Origin of the sequence: Paenibacillus sp. Leaf72, assembly GCF_001422685.1 — a bacterium.
In the GTDB taxonomy this organism is placed as follows: domain Bacteria; phylum Bacillota; class Bacilli; order Paenibacillales; family Paenibacillaceae; genus Pristimantibacillus.
On sequence record NZ_LMLV01000031.1, the window covers coordinates 195,284 to 213,732 of the forward strand.

Annotated in this window: 15 protein-coding genes; 3 read left to right on the forward strand and 12 right to left on the reverse strand. The window is 48.3% G+C overall.

Going from position 1 to position 18,449, the window contains the following annotated elements:
- Positions 1 to 111: 111 nt before the first annotated feature.
- The 7 genes from ASF12_RS24260 to ASF12_RS24290 form a co-directional block, all read right to left on the reverse strand.
- Positions 112 to 1,080, reverse strand: a complete 969-nt coding sequence (locus tag ASF12_RS24260) for an alpha/beta fold hydrolase (RefSeq protein ID WP_056040412.1) — start codon at positions 1,078 to 1,080, stop codon at positions 112 to 114.
- Positions 1,081 to 1,281: 201 nt separating this feature from the next.
- On the reverse strand, positions 1,282 to 2,268 hold the full coding sequence (locus ASF12_RS24265) for a patatin-like phospholipase family protein (protein ID WP_056040413.1): 987 nt from the start codon (positions 2,266 to 2,268) through the stop codon (positions 1,282 to 1,284).
- A gap of 77 nt (positions 2,269 to 2,345) precedes the next feature.
- Positions 2,346 to 3,185: an ABC transporter substrate-binding protein gene (locus tag ASF12_RS24270; protein ID WP_235533265.1), complete on the reverse strand. Its 840-nt coding sequence runs from the start codon at positions 3,183 to 3,185 to the stop codon at positions 2,346 to 2,348.
- 195 nt (positions 3,186 to 3,380) lie between these two features.
- Complete coding sequence (locus tag ASF12_RS24275; protein ID WP_056040415.1) at positions 3,381 to 5,126, reverse strand: ABC transporter ATP-binding protein; 1,746 nt, start codon at positions 5,124 to 5,126, stop codon at positions 3,381 to 3,383.
- On the reverse strand, positions 5,123 to 6,934 hold the full coding sequence (locus ASF12_RS24280) for an ABC transporter ATP-binding protein (RefSeq protein ID WP_056040416.1): 1,812 nt from the start codon (positions 6,932 to 6,934) through the stop codon (positions 5,123 to 5,125). Before ASF12_RS24280 ends, ASF12_RS24275 begins: the two co-directional genes overlap by 4 nt.
- Before the next feature lie 132 nt (positions 6,935 to 7,066).
- Positions 7,067 to 8,083, reverse strand: a complete 1,017-nt coding sequence (locus tag ASF12_RS35890; RefSeq protein WP_056040418.1) for a helix-turn-helix domain-containing protein — start codon at positions 8,081 to 8,083, stop codon at positions 7,067 to 7,069.
- A 49-nt stretch (positions 8,084 to 8,132) separates the two neighbouring features.
- The gene (locus tag ASF12_RS24290; RefSeq protein WP_056040420.1) at positions 8,133 to 8,693 is read right to left on the reverse strand and encodes an NADPH-dependent FMN reductase; all 561 of its coding nucleotides are present in this window, start codon (positions 8,691 to 8,693) and stop codon (positions 8,133 to 8,135) included.
- A 197-nt stretch (positions 8,694 to 8,890) separates the two neighbouring features.
- Between ASF12_RS24290 and ASF12_RS24295 the strand changes: the two genes are divergently transcribed.
- The 3 genes from ASF12_RS24295 (at position 8,891) to ASF12_RS24305 (ending at position 12,720) form a co-directional block, all read left to right on the forward strand.
- Positions 8,891 to 10,330, forward strand: coding sequence for a spore germination protein (locus ASF12_RS24295; protein ID WP_056040421.1), 1,440 nt, complete (start codon positions 8,891 to 8,893; stop codon positions 10,328 to 10,330).
- A 129-nt stretch (positions 10,331 to 10,459) separates the two neighbouring features.
- Complete coding sequence (locus tag ASF12_RS24300) at positions 10,460 to 11,629, forward strand: Ger(x)C family spore germination protein (protein ID WP_056040423.1); 1,170 nt, start codon at positions 10,460 to 10,462, stop codon at positions 11,627 to 11,629.
- Positions 11,626 to 12,720, forward strand: coding sequence for a GerAB/ArcD/ProY family transporter (locus ASF12_RS24305; protein WP_056040425.1), 1,095 nt, complete (start codon positions 11,626 to 11,628; stop codon positions 12,718 to 12,720). The genes ASF12_RS24300 and ASF12_RS24305 overlap by 4 nt, the downstream gene beginning before the upstream one ends.
- A gap of 33 nt (positions 12,721 to 12,753) precedes the next feature.
- On the opposite strand, the gene ASF12_RS24310 is transcribed toward ASF12_RS24305, so the two are convergent.
- From ASF12_RS24310 to iolC, 5 genes are all read right to left on the reverse strand, one after another.
- A complete protein-coding gene (locus ASF12_RS24310) occupies positions 12,754 to 13,767 on the reverse strand; it encodes a LacI family DNA-binding transcriptional regulator (protein ID WP_056040427.1) in 1,014 nt (337 codons plus the stop codon).
- Positions 13,768 to 13,931: 164 nt separating this feature from the next.
- Positions 13,932 to 14,762, reverse strand: a complete 831-nt coding sequence (gene iolB, locus ASF12_RS24315) for a 5-deoxy-glucuronate isomerase (protein WP_056040429.1) — start codon at positions 14,760 to 14,762, stop codon at positions 13,932 to 13,934.
- A 32-nt stretch (positions 14,763 to 14,794) separates the two neighbouring features.
- Positions 14,795 to 15,820, reverse strand: coding sequence for an inositol 2-dehydrogenase (gene iolG, locus ASF12_RS24320; RefSeq protein ID WP_056040431.1), 1,026 nt, complete (start codon positions 15,818 to 15,820; stop codon positions 14,795 to 14,797).
- Between the two features lie 54 nt (positions 15,821 to 15,874).
- Positions 15,875 to 17,326, reverse strand: coding sequence for a CoA-acylating methylmalonate-semialdehyde dehydrogenase (locus tag ASF12_RS24325; protein WP_056040433.1), 1,452 nt, complete (start codon positions 17,324 to 17,326; stop codon positions 15,875 to 15,877).
- A gap of 27 nt (positions 17,327 to 17,353) precedes the next feature.
- Positions 17,354 to 18,361 carry a 5-dehydro-2-deoxygluconokinase gene (gene iolC / locus ASF12_RS24330; RefSeq protein WP_056040435.1) on the reverse strand — a complete coding sequence of 336 codons (1,008 nt, stop codon included), beginning with the start codon at positions 18,359 to 18,361 and terminating at the stop codon, positions 17,354 to 17,356.
- Positions 18,362 to 18,449 lie beyond the last annotated feature (88 nt).

Genomic DNA, 18,449 nt, shown 5'->3' on the forward strand with positions numbered 1-18,449 from the left:
TAGGAAATTGACGATATTTTTGAGGCATAGCTTGAGTAACAAGAAGGCTCGCGATACAGTACAAATGCCAAAAAGAAGATGGCCCGAACCAGGGCGATCTCCTTTATTTGTCTAGCGCTTAGCCAAAGCCAATATTTCTTCTGCAACAAGCTCCGGCTGGTATTGATGAATGTAGTGCTCGGTGTCTTTAACAACGATTTGCTTCGGCTGCAAGGACCAGGATGTAAACGCTGCTTGGGTTTTGGTCCACAGCTCTTCGCTCGCCCCTAAATAATCAGCCGTCAATATTGTAAGCGGAAAAGGAAACGGCTGTTTCGCATCCAATACGACCTTTGCATTAGCCTGTGAACGCAGCAGCTCGTCCTCTATATTGGCATTTTCAAGCTTAAGCAACGATGCTGTATGATCAATCTTCTTTAAGTCATCGGACACAAACTTCAATCCGTTGCGAGCAGCAAGCGAGCTTTCGATAACGCTGTCGGATTGAAATAGTAATCGAATCACACCCGTTTTGATCAGGAGCTTACTGAGGGTGCTACTTACTGGCTTTTCAGAATCGTTGTAATAATATTCCGGACTTCCGCCATCCAGCATCACAATTCCTTGAACTTCGTCTGGGTATTTCTGTGCATATCGAATGGTTTCCAGCGATCCCAACGAATGTGCCACAAGCAGATAAGGCGGCTTTTGACCAGATGTCTCCAGCAATTCGTGAATTTCATCCGTTATCGTATCGATATCACGCTTCTTATCTGTTGTATCACTATAGCCATAGCCAAATCTGTCGTAAACGGCGAATTTCACATGAGGTGCGAGCCTCTCATATAGTGGAGAAAAATCTACATAGGGATTGGCGGTGCCCCAGCCGGAGGCAAACACAACGGTTACATCCCCTTGGCCGCCCGTATATACATGCATATTTTCCCCATGCACCTTGTAAAGCTTACCGCTAGGTGTGTAAGATTTCAAATCATTTCGGATGCTTGCTTGTTCATATACGGCTCCTGCTCCCAATAGCACAACGATAGCAAGCAAACCAAAAGCTACTGTCTTCCCTAACCGTCTAACCCATTTTCTCATCTGTCCCACTCCCCTTATCGTAGTCACATTATAGCGGTTCAATCTTATGTAAGAGAAAACTCTATCTTAATTCCAGCTTAATTGTTTATTCTGCTAACCTGCCATACGATCCAACTAGCTATTCTTCTTCAAAAAATAAGCTGTGGCCGCCGCAGAATCATGCTCTGCAGCGGCCACAGCCTGGTTACCTACATTTATTTTTTAGTGATACACCGTTGTTTCCCCATGTCGCTGACTGTCATCTGGCTGCAGCGACATAGCAGCAGCATTTTCTTTGTCTCTAAACTTATGTTTATACTGTTCAAAATCCCATTGTTCTAAAAACTTCTCCGCCGCCACTTGACCTGACAATAATAACGATTGCCTATCGTTTTGCGTTAAATCAAACTTTGTCGTCGTTACCGTTCCGGTTGGTATAAAAATCGATCGCTCTTCCGAATGTTCATCCACATGCCGCTGATCATGAGCCTGCAGCATCGTTTTAAATATAGCTTTGAGCATCGACACTGGACCATTAATGTTCTGGGATTGCGCATAAGTGCGTTTTTCCGATAAACGAAAACCAAAAGTTGGCCACCGCGGAATTCCTTGCACATCAAACAGCCAAATTGGATAGTTACTGAGCATGCCGCCATCAAGCATGTAATAGGGCTTCTTATTAATTGCGGTTTGCCACAAGTACGGCTGAAAAAAGAAAGGAAGCGTAGTACTCATTCTTACAGCCGCCGCTATCGGAAAAGCAGCAGCTGATAAACCATAGTGGGGCAAATCATTAGGAAACACAACGATTTTTCCATTGCTTATGTTTGATGCAAGGATGGACAGCTTCCCTTCGGGAAGATCTCCGAACGTTTCAATTCCCTTTCTCTTTAACCACTCCGTCATAATCTGCTCCAAAATATGGTTGCTATAAATACCGGATTTCACCATCAAAGGAATCGTCTTGTTCAAAATGGGCAAGTTGTTCATTCCTGTACGCCCGAGTAATTTTACGTAATCTAGAGACTGCATCAGTTGTTTAATTTCGGAACTCGTGTAATCACAGGCTAATAAAGCCGCGACTATCGCTCCAGCTGAAGTTCCCGCCAGCTTGTTCCACGTATAGCCCTTAGCCTCCATAGCTTCAATTGCGCCTACAAAAGCGATGCCCTTCACGCCACCGCCTTCAAAAACAGCATCGGCCTTCATTTTCAGCAATCTCCTCCTGTGCATATTTCTGCTTATAGGAGTATTTTGCTTCTTCGCATTTTGTTTTATGCCTGAAATTATGAATCCTTATGATGGTCCAAAATAAGCTGGCCAACCCGGTTCAGCAGCTCCAGTCGGCCTATGGCCGTATAGGAATAGTTATAGTTATCGACATTCGAAATTTTATAGATGTTGCCTTTTTGGACCGCTGTTATATTGTTCCATACGTTGCTGTCCTCCATTTTATTTTCATCATTTTCCATTAAAAGCATATGATCTGGATTGATCGCGGACAAGCCCTTCAAGCTGATTTGCTTGCCGCCCCAATCCTCGGGATCAGGTATGCCCTTCGTACGTTTCAAGCCTAGATCTTTGTAGATAAGCTCCGCCGATCCCGTAGTAGAGTAAACAACGATGTTGTTCGGATACGTTTCAACCATCCCGAAGGATTCATCCTTGATGACCGGCGCTAGCTTTTCTTTCCATTCCGTTGCTGCTGCATCATAACCGGCTATCCATTGCTTCATTTTTTCCTCTTCATTAAATAGCTCGGCCAAGAAGCTGAACCGCTCTCTCCATTCATAATAGGCATGCGGAATAATAATGGTAGGAGCAATCTGGCTAAGCTGCTCATACATTTCCGTATTAAACGTGGCTCCCAAAATAATCAAATCCGGATCTGCGGCTGTGACCAGCTCAATATTGATAGGCTCTGCATACCAGTCCAGATTAATCGTATCCTTGCTCATCCGGTCTTTAATGGTCGGCGACAGCTCGCTTTGATTGCCGTAATCTGCATTTGCAGTAGCAATAGGTTCTATGCCAAGCAGCAGCAGCTCCTCGGTTGCTCCAGAAAGATCAGCAATGCGCTGAGGCTTGAGCGGAATAACAACCTCTTCTCCATTCGGGTTTTTCACCGTTTTCGTTGTTTTTGCCGCTTCGTTGCTTGCCGTCGTTTCAGGCTGGCTAGTCGCCCCCGTCCCATTCGCTGGCTAGCTGCCACAGCCCGCCAATATGATCATACAACTTAACACCAACATCACAACTGCCTTTTTCATCGTTGTTTCTCCTCTCAAAATGTATAAGCTAGATTTTTAGCCAGCTGTCTTAGCTCAGGTTTTAACCTGCCAGCCCTCGACCTGCTGCTGCAAATGCCATAAACGGGAGTAAATACCTTGTCCGCCCAGCAGCTGGTCATGTGTTCCTTCCTCGACCAAACGCCCTTGATCGAGCACGATAATGTTATCTGCGTTTTGAATCGTCTTTAAGCGATGGGCGATCAATATCACCGTTTTATCCGCTACCAGCGCATTAATTGCTAGCTGGACAGCCGCTTCATTTTCAGGATCAAGAGAAGCGGTAGCCTCATCGAGTAAAATAATAGAAGCGTTCTTCAGTAGCGCGCGTGCAATCGATATCCGCTGTTTTTCACCGCCTGACAGCGTTGATCCGCCTTCCCCAACTGGCGTGTTGTAGCCTTGCGGCAGTCTGGAAATAAAATCATGACAGCATGCACGCTTTGCTGCTGCTTCAATCTCCGCTTGACTGGCATTCATTTTTCCAATCCGAATATTGTTTCCGATCGTATCTTGAAACAAATAAACATCCTGAAAGACGATAGAAATGTGCTGCAGCAGTTTTTCAGGAGCAATCGAGCGGATTGATTGCTCGCCGATGCGAATCGTCCCCGCCTGAATGTCCCAAAATCTCGCGATTAGACGAGTAATGGTGCTTTTCCCGCTCCCCGATGCCCCAACAAGCGCCGTAATCGTCTTTGGCTTAATCGTAAAGGATACGCCGCTGAGCACAGGCGTCTTCGCCTCATACCCGAAGGTCACCTGGTCAAAAATAATGCTGGGATGAGCCTCCGCAATATTTGCGCTCCCCTCCAGCGTCTGCTCCTGCTGCACATCCATAATGCGCTGGGCACTGTAGGCGGAATAACGCATTTCTCCGTAATTCATCAGCACAATCGTCAAAGGCTCAAAGATTTTCGTTCCGACGAGCAGAAACAGCAGAAAGACAGGCAAAGACAAGCTGCCGCCGACAAGCAAATAACTGCCGGTCCAAATCATTAGCGTCATTCCCGATCGGGCAAGCAGCATCGCCCCCATAATCATCGGTCCCATAATCGCTTCCAGCCGGATTGATGCTTGTTTTAGTCGGTCAAACGAAAGGCGCAGCCGCTCAAAGCGTTCGCCGCCCAAATGATGAGCTTTAATTTCACGAATGCCCGTCAAATATTCCTGAAGACGGCTGGCCGCCTCATTTTTAGCTTGCACGTGGTTTTCGCTCAGCCGTGCTTGAAGCCTATCCGTCAGCCACAATAACAGCGCGCCAAGCGGAACGGCGATAAACATCGCCAGCGCCATTCGATAGTCCAGCCATATAAGACTGGTTAGCGCCATAATGGGCAGCACGACAGCGCTGATGAGCTGCGGCACATTGTGAGAAATCGTATGCTCCACCTGTCCATAATCACTCAAAATAAGATTCGTCAAGTCCCCAGGATCACGTTTGCCAAAAAAAACGAGCGATAGATGGCGAATATGCTCTGCCAGCTTTAATCGCCCTGATGCAGCGAGGCTGTAGGCCGCCCGGTACGTTTTATCGTAAAGGGAAGCGTAAGCTGCATATTCCACAAGCAGCCAAGCGAACAGTACTATGCACACGACCCACATGCGGTTCGTATTCAGGCCAAGCTCTGGCTGCGCAAACGACATGTAAATCGTATTAAAAAGATCTACAAGCAGCGCGGCAGGAATGATTTTCGCGATGCCATCCAAAATAGCAGCAATAGCAGACGGCCATAAGCTTTTAGGCGAACCGCCGGAAATGTTATAAAAGTAGTTTCTCACAGCTGAGGCTCCCCTCCTCTAACGCCCAGTTTCCATGAAGCCGCGCTTTGATGGGCCAGCCACATTTGCTCATACAGCCCCTGTTTCTTGAGCAGCTGTTCATGGGTGCCTTGTTCGACAATTTTGCCTTGCTGGACGACTAGAATCTGCTGAGCCGAACGGATGGTGGAGAGGCGATGGGCGATAATGATGACCGTTTTGCCTTTCACCAGTTGGGCGATGCCCTGCTGGATGTTGTATTCATTTTCAGCATCGGCATAGGCTGTTGCTTCATCGAGTACGAGTATCGGGGCGCGCTTAAGCAAGGCTCGGGCAATCGCAATGCGCTGAGCCTCACCGCCGGATAAATACGTACCGCCTTGTCCAATTTTGGTAGCGTAGCCTTGATCCAGCTTCTCGATAAATTCATGGCAGCAGGCCGTTTTTGCAGCTGCTTGCACTTCATCCCTGGTGGCCGCCTTGTTGCCCATCCGAATATTTTCCTCAATCGTATCGTAAAAGAGGTGTACATCCTGAAAAACGAAGGATACGAGCTCCATCAGCTTGTCTGTTCCAATATCGCGAATGGGAATACCGCCAATCGAAATGGTGCCCTCCTGCACCTCCCAAAATCGCAGCAGCAAGCTCGCAATGGTTGATTTCCCTCCGCCTGATGGACCCACTAGGGCAGTGAGCTCGCCAGCATGCGCTACAAAATTTACATTTTGCAGGACTGGCTTAAAATCTTTGCTTTCCGTCTGCTCATAAGCGAAGGACACGTCTTGAAAGGCAATATCGTAATGATGAGGCATTTGGGGCGACGCCGGCTCTAGAGCGAGCTTCTCGGCAAATACAGCCTCAATCCGCTTATGTCCCTCGACAATTTCACGCAGCCCGCTTCCTAGATGCATTAGCTTCAGCAGCGGTGCCGATAGGCTTGGCGTAACGATGAGGAACAAAATAAACGTAATGGCGAAGGACTGGCTGCCTGCTTGACCGCTGAACAGCAATAGGCCGATCGGCACGACGAATGTAAACAGCGAAATAATGATGACAAAAAAGAGGCTGTACGACGTCTTGCAGATATCTGTAATTTTCAAAGAAACATCGCGGTATTTCATAAAGGCTTGCTTGAACGTCAGAAATGAATTTGCGGTGATGCCGAACACTTTGACTGCGGGCATTCCCCGCACATATTCAATCCCCGTTGCATTCATCTCTTCAATCGCATACTGAAATTCACGGTACGCCTCTTTGCCAGCCTCACTGCCGAACAATCTGGTTTGCAGCCACACGCCTGCGGCAATTGGGAGCAGTAATACGAGTGCCATTCGGTAATCCAGCCAAAACAAATAACCGATTAACACGATTGGAATGACGATTGCGCTAATGAGATCGGGCAGCTGATGGGCAATAAACTTTTCAATCTTTTCCACGCTAACCTCAATAATCTTCTTGAGCTCTCCCGTTGCCGTTTTCGTATGGTATCCCATCGGCACTTTCGCCACATGCTCTGCAAGCCGCACCCGAAGCTCATAAAGAATGTTGAAAGCGGCAATATGTGAGCACAATCCCCCTACATACATTGCTGCAAGCATGGCAAGCAAGGAGACAAAAGCGACGATTCCCCAATGGATGAGCAGCTCTTTGTTCATATTGGCCGGCTGCTGCGCATGAATGAGCAGCTCCTGGACGATTTTATATACCGCAATAAACGGTACAATTTGCAGTAGGCTCGAAAGGGTCGAGAATATGCTGGCTGTTACTAACAGCCCTTTCCGCTCGCCGGCAATTTGAACTAAACCGGATATTTCAGATTTCGTCTTCATTTCACTCCGTCCCAACATAATTGATATTAAAAATCATTCTCATACATAAAGCGCGATGTATAAGCTAATATCGCATATATTGGGTTTGGGCTGATACCCAAATCGGGAGTAAAAGGTTCCATAAGCGGATTTTTAGCGGCGGTTTCCTTTTAGCGGATAGAATTTGAAATATTCAGAGGGGTTGATCCCGTATTTTCGTTTGAATTGTTCTGAAAAATGACTTGCTTTGCTAAAGCCGACGGCTGCCGCCGCCGCGGTAATATTCAGCTTCCCTTCCTCAAGCAAGCGATAGGCTTCGTCTAATCTTCGATTAATAATATAAGCATGGACAGGCAGGCCGAACAGCAGCTTGAAGCCTTTTTTGAGCTTAAATTCATTCAAGCAAACGAGCTTGCTCAATGCTTCCAAGCTAGGAGGCGTTACTAATTGCGCATCGACGATTTGTTTGGCACGGTGCAGGCTGTCAACATCGGTGCGGGATAGTCCTGACAAGCTTGGCTGTGGTTGCTTCTGCAAAATCGCTTTATTGAAATAAACGGCAAGCAGCTCAAGCACCTTCCCGCTTAAATAAAGCTGTTTAATCGCTCCCTGATAATTGCAGTGGAAAATATGTTGCGTAATTCGCTTCATCTCCGGCGTCATCGAGGAATGATGAAAAGGCTCGCGATTTTCTGTCAATATGGATGAAATTTTATGCAGCGGCAGCTGCTGTAAAGCGCCAATCTCCGTTAGGCGATCCAGCTTGAGAGTTACCCCACGAATATGCTGATTGACGTTAAACTGGCAGCTGCTGCTTGTGGGAAGATGTCCGAAGGCTGAAACCTCCCCGTGCTCCAGCTGATATTCTTTTCCAAGCTCTTCTACATTCCATTGAAGCCTTTCCCCAAGACAAAAGCTTAGTTTTAAGCTGTTGTTCCGCTCCAGGCTTTGCAAGGAAGTAGCCTTATGGAATGAGGCGTCACATATGACAAGCTCCATGGACGAATGAATCTGATTGAGCTGCCAGTAACCGCGTCCAAGCTGTTCCGGCATATGTATCCTCTGTTCTGAGGAGCTGGAACGATACAGCTGGTTCAAATTATCCGCTAAAGTGCAGTTTCGATTAACCGTATTGGCAATTTCATACCATCTTTCTGCTGCTGATTCCATTCATCGGGCCCCTCTCCCACGGCTGGTGTCGAAATTCTATAGATGTTCTTTAATCTAAGGCAGGAATATGATCGATCCAATGCACAAATTTTTGCAAATAAGCCTGCAAATATTCCTTCGTCTTCTCATCCGTTAGGCGATGCTGCTCCGCATCTACTTTCGTGTGAACTTGTGAAATAAGCAGCTTCTGAAAAGGAAGCACCTGCGCCTGGACGGACTCTAGGATATGTCGGGTTTGTAGCTGGGCATGAACGGTACCCATGCCGCCCGGCGTTGCGCCAATGAGGCCAAATGGTTTTCTGCGCAGCACGGAGCCGCGAGATGGCCTGGACGCCCAGTCAATTGCATTTTTGAGCACGCCCGGAATGCCGGAATTGTACTCTGGCGATACAATTATAACGCCATCCACTGCTTGAATAGCCGCCTTAAACGCCTGTACCGCCTCTGGTCCGTCTCCCGCCTCCAAATCTTCATTAAACAAAGGAAGCTCCTTAAGCTCAATCCACTTAAATACGATAGAAGCATCCAACTCGCTCAGCGTTTGCGCCACCATTCGATTATATGAATTTTTTCGCAAGCTTCCTACGATCAGTCCAATTGTTTTTGCCATTTTAATAAGCCCCTTTCATCGTTACGCTTGATTCCATTATTAGCTTAAGTACCATTTTACTTGCTTTCCATAAAATTGCCTAGCTATTGCTTTCAAATTACGCCCTGCTTTGATCGAATAATATAGCCAATTTTAGCCACAATAACTATGTGATCCGTACGAAAATGACAAGCTTTAGCAAAAGGAGCTGCAGAAAAATGCTCAAGAGCAAGGTAAACACGACGCGCGACCTTTATAATGAGCTAGTGACCGAGCTTGGCAACAGCTCAGATTTATCAACGAGAAACTGCTTAATCGGCGAGGAGCGTATTTCTGCCTCCGTCATTTGGATTGATGGACTCGTTAGCAAGCAAAATTTAAATGCCGATGTCATTTCGCCACTTATTTCAGGAACCCAGCAGCTTAAGCTTCTTCATCAAAGCGAGCCTCCTCATGAGCTCCTTTGCAGCTATATACTGACAGCGAATCATGTGAAAATGGTCAATACCTCTGATGAATGCGTGCCTTTGCTTGTTAGCGGCTGGACGATTATTTTAGTAGAGGACAGCGAAGGAGCCATTGCTGTCAATACGCAAGGTCTTGAAACCCGCAGCATTGATGAACCAGCTTCGTCCAGTGTCATCCGCGGGCCGCGAGATGGCTTCGTAGAATCTTTAAGCGTTAACATTTCGCTCATTCGCAGGCGTATTCGCGACAAGGCTTTTCGTGTGGAGACGCTGACGGTTGGCAATCTGTCGCATACCAAAATAGCGATGGTCTATATCCATGACCGGGCAGACAAGGAAACCGTTGACGAAATACGCAAACGGCTGCAGTCGATCGATATCGATGCGGTATTGGAGTCCCACTATATTGAAGAAATTATTAAAGACAGCCCGACCTCCTTTTTCCCGACGGTATACAGTACCGAGCGGCCTGATGATGTGGCTGGCATTATATTGGATGGGCGTGTAGCTATTGTGGTCGACGGCACTCCATTTGTGCTCGCCCTGCCTTGTACGCTGTTTCATTTGCTCAAGACGACCGAGGATTTATATTTGGCTTACCCTGTGGCTACTTTCATTCGGTGGATTCGTTATGCCGGTTTTTTCATTACGCTGCTGCTGCCCTCTACCTATGTCGGCATTTTGACTTACCACCCGGAAATGGTTCCCCCACAGCTGCTAAGCAGCATATTGTCTGCACGAGATGGTGTTCCTTTCCCCGTCTTGATGGAGGCGCTGATTATGGAAGTCATTTTTGAGGGGCTGCGCGAGGCCAGCATTCGAATGCCGCGGTCTATCGGATCTGCCATCAGTATTGTTGGAGCGCTCGTTATTGGCGAATCCGCAGTACAAGCAGGTATAATCTCTTCCCCATCGGTCATGATTGTTGCCGGCACAGCGATTGCCTCGTTCACGATACCTTCGATTTCTCTGTCGGGAACGATTCGCATGCTGCGGTTTTTCATGCTGCTGCTCGCTTCGCTATTAGGGCTTTACGGCATTATTATTGGGCTATTTATGCTGGGAGTTCAGCTTGCCTCCATTCAATCGGTGGGTTTGCCCTATTTATCGCCATTCGCTCCGTTTAAGAAAAAAGAAGCCGAGAAAGCTATATTTCGTGTTCCTTGGTTTACACTTCGCAATAAACGTTAAAATTGAAGTCCAAGCTGAAACGGCTGCCCTCCGTCCTTTGGCGGCGCCGCGCGTTTCAATCCGAGAAATAGAGAGAAAGGATGGAAAAATCATATCCTTTCCTATATTTTAAAAAAGGGGGACTACTATGTGTTTCTCCACCTTAGTAAATATGCCTGTTTCCTTAGTATGCTGCTGCTGCTTAGCGGCTGCTGGAGCCAAATCAATTTTGATCAATTGACCGTTGTTTCAGCCATTGGTTTGGATGTAAATAAACAGGGGCAGCTCCAGGTTACCGTCCAGCTCGTGAATCCGACACTTCCCGTTGCCGCTGGTGGAGGCGGACAGCAGCGCAGAGCGATTGCCACATATTCGGCAAGCGGGTTAACAGTTGAAGATGCACTTGAGACGATTCGCAAGCAGGCGAAGAAAAGCCTCTTTTTCTCCCAGACGAAGGTTCTTCTCATTGGAGAACGTTTAGCCAGACAAGGCTTGGATCATAAGATGGATTTCTTCTGGCGGGAGCCGAATCAGAATTTCAACTGCTGGGTGATGGTTTCACGGCGTCCTGTCAAGGAAGTGCTGACTGATTCCAAAGAGCTGCAAGCTGTAGCCGCCGACGAATGGAAAGCTTATTTTAAAAATAAAACCTACAAGCCGACAAGCGGCGGCATCCAGCTTTATCAATTTTTGCCTAGACTGGAGCAGTCAAGCTTTCAAGTAGCAGTGCCTGGATTGCTTCAGGTTGACAATTCAGGCTCTAAGGATATCGTGATGGAAATTACGGACCTTGCTGTCTTTCGCAATAATCTGATGGTAGGCTGGCTGAACAGCGAGGAAACGCAGGTTGTAAGCTGGTTGACCCAGCTATCCGCGCAGGGCTTGTTCCAAATGACTACCGAGGATAAGAAATCAATCATGTTTGATTTGAAGAACATCCATATTGCTATGAAGCCAACATTTGAAAACGGACAGTTGCAAATGAACGTACGTATGAAGTCCAAAGCTTCCATTAAGACGTCCACCGATACGCTGGATTTGACGGATAAGAAGACGACAGACTTAATCAAATCAGAGCTGAGCAACGCGATTACGGCATCCATAGAGAAAACCCTGTATAAGCTCTTTCGCTCCTACAAGAGCGACGCTGTCGGTTTTGGAGAAACGATCCATCGCAAAGCCCCAAAAAGCTGGGAAACGCTGAAAGATGGCTGGAACGAGGAGCTTGCTAATATTAAGGTGCAGAGCAGCATTTCGATTGAGATTGTAAAATCCGGCTTGCTAATTGACAGCAATATAAAAAAGGATGATGCACAGTGAAAAAGAGTCTAATTTCATCGGGTGAATTCTTTTTCATCATTTTTGTATCGATTACCTCGCTCACGTTTTTCTCGGTTCCGAGCCTGCTGATCGCTAAGGTTAAGCAGGATTTGTGGCTGTCGATGGCTTTGGGCGCTTTAATCGATATTTATGTTGCTATTCTGCTTTATCGGCTGGGCAGATTGTACGCTGGCCAATCGTTAATTCAATATACACGCTCCATTTTAGGAAAAGCGGGCAAGGTTGTCGGCCTCATTTTCCTGCTGTTTTTTCTCGGAGTGATGGTTACGGCGATGTGGATTTATTGTGATTTTTTGTCTCGGACGCTTATGCCTGAGACGCCTCGCCTGGTCTTCTCGATCTCGATGACGATATGTGCCGGGCTGGCTGCCATAAAAGGTGTGGAGGCGATTGCAAGACTGAGCCAAATTATTGGCGTCATTATTTTGTTAACCTCCATTGTTTTATTTACCAGCTCCATTCCTTATATCCAGCTGCACTATCTGCTCCCGCCCTTTGAGTACGGCATTTTTCCCGCCATAAAAGGTGCCATCTATCCCGGCAGCTGGTTTGGCATTTGCATAATGATGGGGATGCTGATGCCGCATATCAAACAACAAAAGAGCATTTTAAAAATGAAGGTTTACGCCGTTGTGCTTGGCACTTCGATCATGACAATTTATTTATTGTACAGCATAGTGGTGATGGGACCCGTGATGGCAGCGCATTTTGAAAATCCAATCTATATCCTGTCGAGAATTACTCAGTTTATTATTTTCGAGAGGATCGAGGTGCTGCTGCTGCTCATCTTCATTTCCGGATCGTTCATTACCATCTCAACCTTGTATTACGCGATTACGGAAGGAACTGCGCAGTGGCTTGGGTTGAAGTCACATAAACCATGGGTATATGTATTCGGTGCCGTACTTGTGTTGAGCCCTATGTTTCCGTACAGCAATGAAGGCAGCATGGTTGATCGTTATTTAAGCTATTGGTTTCCGCTCGTATCGCTCATTATTGAAGGAGGCTTAATGACGTTCATTTTTATTTGGGCTATGATTAAAAATAGGGCGAGCCGCTCCTCTTCTTGAGCGATTCACCCTTAAGTCAAACATGATCCAATGTTATACATGAATGGAGCTTGTAGAGTGCCTAATGATCAGCTCGGGCTCCAAAACAATGCGCTCTGCTTTTGCGGCAGCTGATTTGTCCTGCAACGTTTCTACCAGCAAATCAACAACCTTTTTCCCCATCGCTTCAATAGGCTGGGCAATCGTCGTTAGCGGCGGGTCACTGACCGAGGCTAAAATCGTATTATCAAAGCCGATAACCGATACATCACGTGGAATACGAAGCTTAAGCTCCTTCGCTGCTTGCAGCGCGCCGATGGCGAGCAGCTCATTACAACAGAACAATGCGGTTGGCCGCTCCGTGAGCTTCAGCAGTTCCAGCGCTTTGCGCTTGCCGTCCTCCAGCGTATAGTCGCAAAACTTGACGGAAGCATCGGACCAGGGCAGCCCCGCTGCTTCGACGACACTTCTAAATCCGCTAACCCGCTCGCGGCTGCTGCTGACCTTCATATGTTCGGCAAGCACCGCGACCCGGTGATGCCCTTCCTCAAGCAAATGCCGAGCGCCAAGCGCTCCTCCTTTAAAATCCTCCACGATGACCGTATGCACGGCCAGGGCAGGCATGTCCCGCGCAATGAGCGCTACAGCGATGGACTGTGTCAGCAGCGGCTTAATAATATCTTCGTTATCGATTCCGGTACCGATAATGATGCCGTCCACGCTTTTTTGCCGCAGCAGCGACAAATAACGCTCTACCCGCTCGTCTTTATTGTCCGTGCTGCATATGACGAGGCTGTAGCCTAATCGGCGGCTCTGATCCTCAACGGCGCGGGCAATTTCGGCGAAAAAGGGGTTGGATATGTCTGGAACGAGCAGGCCAAGTGTATACGTCCGCTTCCCGGTAAGCGCGGAAGCGATTACACTAGGCTGGTAGTTAAGCCGCTCCATAATGCGCATCACTTCATTTCGCCGCTCTTCGCTGATTTTCCCTTTGCCGTTAATGACTTGGGAGACCGTCGCAATGGAGACGCCCGCTTCTCTGGCGATATCATAAATAGTAGCTTTCATAAACGACCTCCGTTACTTTTGAACTGGTAGACTTATTATGTATCACAGCATGTTATCTTGCAATGAAATTGGTGTAATTGGCTTAAAATGATAGAAACCAGCCTCCGCAAAACGAAAGCTGGTTTCTACTATTAGTTGTTGCCCTTGTAAAACGGCGCTGCTTTCTAGGCTTTAGCCGTATCTTCAGCAGGCTTCGTCATAATCCAGGCATGGTCCGGATCATTATGAAATTTCCAAATGCGGGTAGGTCCAGCCATCACGTTTAAATAATACACCTCATAGCCAGGAGGCGCACTTACAGGGTGGTAGCCGCGCGGCACGAGAACCGCTTCCCCATTGCGAATGACAAGCGTCTCGTCAAGCGAACGGTCATCCGTATACACACGTTGAATGGCGAAGCCCTGCTCAGGCTCTACGCGAAAATAATACGTTTCCTCCAGCAGCGATTCGTCCGGCAGCGCATCCCGGTCATGCTTATGCGGCGGGTAGCTGGACCAGTGTCCGCTTGGCGTAAACACTTCAACGACAAGCAGGCTGTCCGCCGGCGCTGTTTCTGGCAAAATATTATGGATTTGCCGCTCCAAATTGCCATATCCGCGCTGCTCTACACCTACAGCATCCGGGGCAATCAGTCTCGCTTGATGCTGGCCTTGGCCAGGAGCAGAGCAAATGGCGATATCCAGCGCAGTTACGGCTTCAATTTGATAAAAATCATCATTGGGCACGTAAACCGAATATGGCGGAATTTTCTCAAATACGCTCATCCGCTGGCCGATATTGCTCCACTCTTCTTTCTGAGTGCGCACATCCGCGCGTCCGCTCAGCAGCACGAGGCATACTTCATTTTCAGCCGTATTCTGCTTAAGCTGCTCGCCCGGCTCCAGATGGACGATGCGAAAACCAACATACTCCCATCCTGCGCTTTGCGGCGTTATGTTCATGAGCTCGCCCTGCTCGCCCGGAGCAGCGCTTGGTTTTACGATTAAATCAGACACTTGCGCACACAACCTTTCTTGTATCCGTCTACTTACGTAAGCTCGTGCAGCTCGCTTAGCTTCACTGGCCGTCTAAGCTTTACTGACAGCTTCGCCGCTCTTGCAATCCGCTCGGCTTGCAGCGCATCGTGACCATCGACCTTTACCTTCTTATCCAGCAGCAGCGCTTCGATAAACAACTGGGTTTCCTCTACATAAGCAGCATTGTAACGTTCAAGGAAGAAGTGCAGCGGCTTATCCCGCACAATGCCCTCGGCTGTGCTAATTTCCGCTGTATTCGGGTGATCATTCGTTGCGGCGGCACTGCCCTTGGAGCCGAATACCTCGACACGCTGATCGTAGCCATATACGGCTTGACGGCTGTTGTCGATTACGCCAAGCGCCCCGTTTTGAAAGCGCAGCGTCACAATCGCAGTATCGAGATCATCGCATTCCGCGAATACAGGATCAATGAGAACATTGCCTTGCGCGAAAACTTCCTCAACCTCGCTGCCTGCCAAAAATCTGGCCATATCAAAATCATGAATCATCATATCCATGAAAATACCGCCGGACACCTTGATGTAATCTTTATGAGGCGGGTTCGGATCGCGCGACGTAATTTTTATAATATGCGTCTCGCCAATCGTTCCCTGTTCCACATGCTCGCGAATCCGTTTAAAGTTGTGGTCAAAGCGGCGGTTAAAGCCGATTTGCAGCTTTACGCCCGCTTTCTGTACCGCTTCGACTGCTTCCTCTGTTTGTGAAAGCGTCATGCTGACCGGTTTCTCGCAAAAAATATGCTTGCCTGCTTCCGCAGCTTGTTTAATAAGCGGCACATGTGTATCTGTTGAAGAGCAAATGAAAATGGCGTCAATTGCTGGGTCTGCGATAAGCGCAGCGCTGTCTTTCGTAACGGTAGCGATGCCGCGTTCAGCAGCCCATGCTTCCAGCTCCGCGTTTGCGAACAAATCGCTGATTGCGGCAATTTCCACCTGCGGGAGCCGCAGCAAGTTGTCGGCATGGATTTTTCCGATGCGGCCTGCGCCGATAATGCCGATTTTAATTTTTTGTACCATTTTGATTGGTCTCCTTTATGCGATTATCCGTTTTTCAATAAGCTACCTATCAGGCTACCAACGAGCGGTCACCATTTTTTTGCGCGTATAAAATTCGACGCCATCTGTGCCGTTGGCATGCAGATCGCCGTAGAATGATTTTTTCCAGCCAGAGAAAGGGAAGAACGCCATTGGCGCTGGTACGCCAAGGTTGACGCCGAGCATGCCCGCTTCAATCGTTTCGCGGAATGTACGGACGTTGCTGCCATCCTTCGTGAACAGGCAGGCGCCATTTGCAAAATCCGACGCATTAGCAAGCTCAATCGCTTCTTCCAGCGTCGCAACCCGTGCAATCGCCAGTACCGGAGCGAAAATCTCATCTTTCCAGATCGTCATTTCCTTCTGTACGCCGTCAAACAAGGTCGGGCCGACAAAATAGCCCTTCGCATCTGCCGCAGCCGCAGCATCTTTGCGTCCGTCGCGCAGCAGCTTTGCGCCTTCCTGCTCGCCGATTTCAATATAGCGAAGCGTCCGCTCTTTATGTGGTCCACGAATGACCGGACCGAGGAAAATACCTTCCCCCAAACCGTTGCCAATCGTTAGCGAATCCGCTGTTTGCAGAAGCTTGGCTACGAGTTTGTCAGCCACGTCACCGACAGCGACGACAACCGCACAAGCCATGCAGCGCTCGCCTGCCGAGCCGAAGGCAGCGTTCGTAATTTCTTTAACCGTCAGATCAAGGTCGGCATCCGGCATAACGATGGAATGGTTTTTCGCGCCAGCGAGCGCTTGAACGCGTTTGCCTTCCGCCGTTCCTGTGCGATAGACATACTCCGCTACCGGCTGCGAGCCAACGAAGGAAATGCCTTTTACATCGGGATGCTTCAGCAAGCCGTTAACGACATCATGCGCACCATGAACGATGTTCAGCACGCCAGCCGGAAGACCCGCTTCCTGGAAAAGCTCAGCAAGACGATTCGCAAGCAGCGGCGTCCGCTCCGATGGCTTGAGCACGAACGTATTGCCGCAGGCGATCGCAAGCGGGAACATCCAGCATGGCACCATCATAGGGAAGTTAAACGGTGTAATACCGCCGATTACGCCAATCGGATAGCGGTACATGCCAGATTCTAGTCCAGTCGCAATGTCAGGAAGCTGCTTGCCCATCATCAAATTAGGCGCACCCGCCGCAAATTCGACGCATTCAATGCCGCGCAGCACTTCGCCATAAGCTTCGGCGTAGCTTTTGCCGTTTTCTTTCGTTACAAGCTGTGCCAGCTCTTCCCAGTGATCAACGAGCAGCTGCTGGTATTTGAACAATACGCGTGCCCGTTTCGGTACAGGTGTGCGGCTCCATGAAGTGAATGCTTCCTTCGAATTGGCTACAGCCTGCTCCACATCTTCCTTCGAAGATAGCGGCACATAAGCCAGCACCTCTTCCGTTGCCGGATTGTAAACGGCTTCTGTCTGCTGTGATACGGAGGCTACCCATTTTCCACCAATCCAATTGCTTAATGTTGCTGTCATATCCACTCAATCCTCTCTGTTTTAAAATTAAATGATGATTTCGCCGCGGTTGCAGCGGTCAATATAGTCTTGAACCTGCTCGGCGGACGGCATAGCGTCAGAGCAGCTGTGGCTGGAAATGACGATACATGCAGCGGCGCTGCCGAACTCCATGCTTTTCTCAATCGACCAGCCCTGCATGCTGCCGTACAAAAAGCCTGCCGCATACGAATCGCCTGCTCCGAACGTTTTAATGACTTTGGCAGGGAAGCTTTTGGCCCGGTGCGAAGCGCCATCCTTCGTGTAAGCAATGGAGCCGTCCTTGCCATGCTTGATTATGACAATTTGTGCGGCATAATTAAACCATTTCGCTGCGGTCACATGGTCATCACGCTCCGGATTAGGCTCGAATGTTTCCATATTGTCAAATTCTTCTCTAGTACCCATAATAATATCGCATTTTTCAGCAGCCAGGTTGTAATAGATCGCCGTTTCCTCCGGCGAGTTCCACGTATATGGACGGTAGTCAAGATCAAAGGCAATAACGACGCCATGCTTGCGGGCATAATCGATGGCCAGGAACACCGCTTCGCGTGAAGGGTTTTGCGCCAGCGCCGTACCCGAGATAAGGAGCATTTTAGACTGGGCAATCAGCTCTTCGCTAACCTCCTGCGGCTTAAGCAACAGGTCAGCGACGTTGTCGCGGTACATTAAGATGCTGCATTCCGACGGACTTTTAATTTCGGTAAAAGCAAGCCCTGTCACTGCACCGCTGTCATCCGTAACGACGCCCGAGGTGGCAATTTGATTATTTTCCAAATACGTCGTAATAAAACGGCCCATTTGGTCATCGGCAACCTTGCCGATAAACGATGTTTTCATCCCGAGACGGGACATGCCAATCGCAATATTCGCCGGAGAGCCTCCAACGTATTTGGTAAACGTCATGGTCTCTTCCATCGGGCGATTAACTTCATTCGCGTTCAGATCGATGCACAAGCGGCCAATGGCCGTAAAATCCAGCGGCTTCGCTGCGTCATAAGTGATATAAGCCATTCGAGGGCCCACCTCCTAAAGTTATTTAATGTTATGAAATACTTAATTAGATTTATTTAAAATATAAGCATGTATAAGTTTCACACGT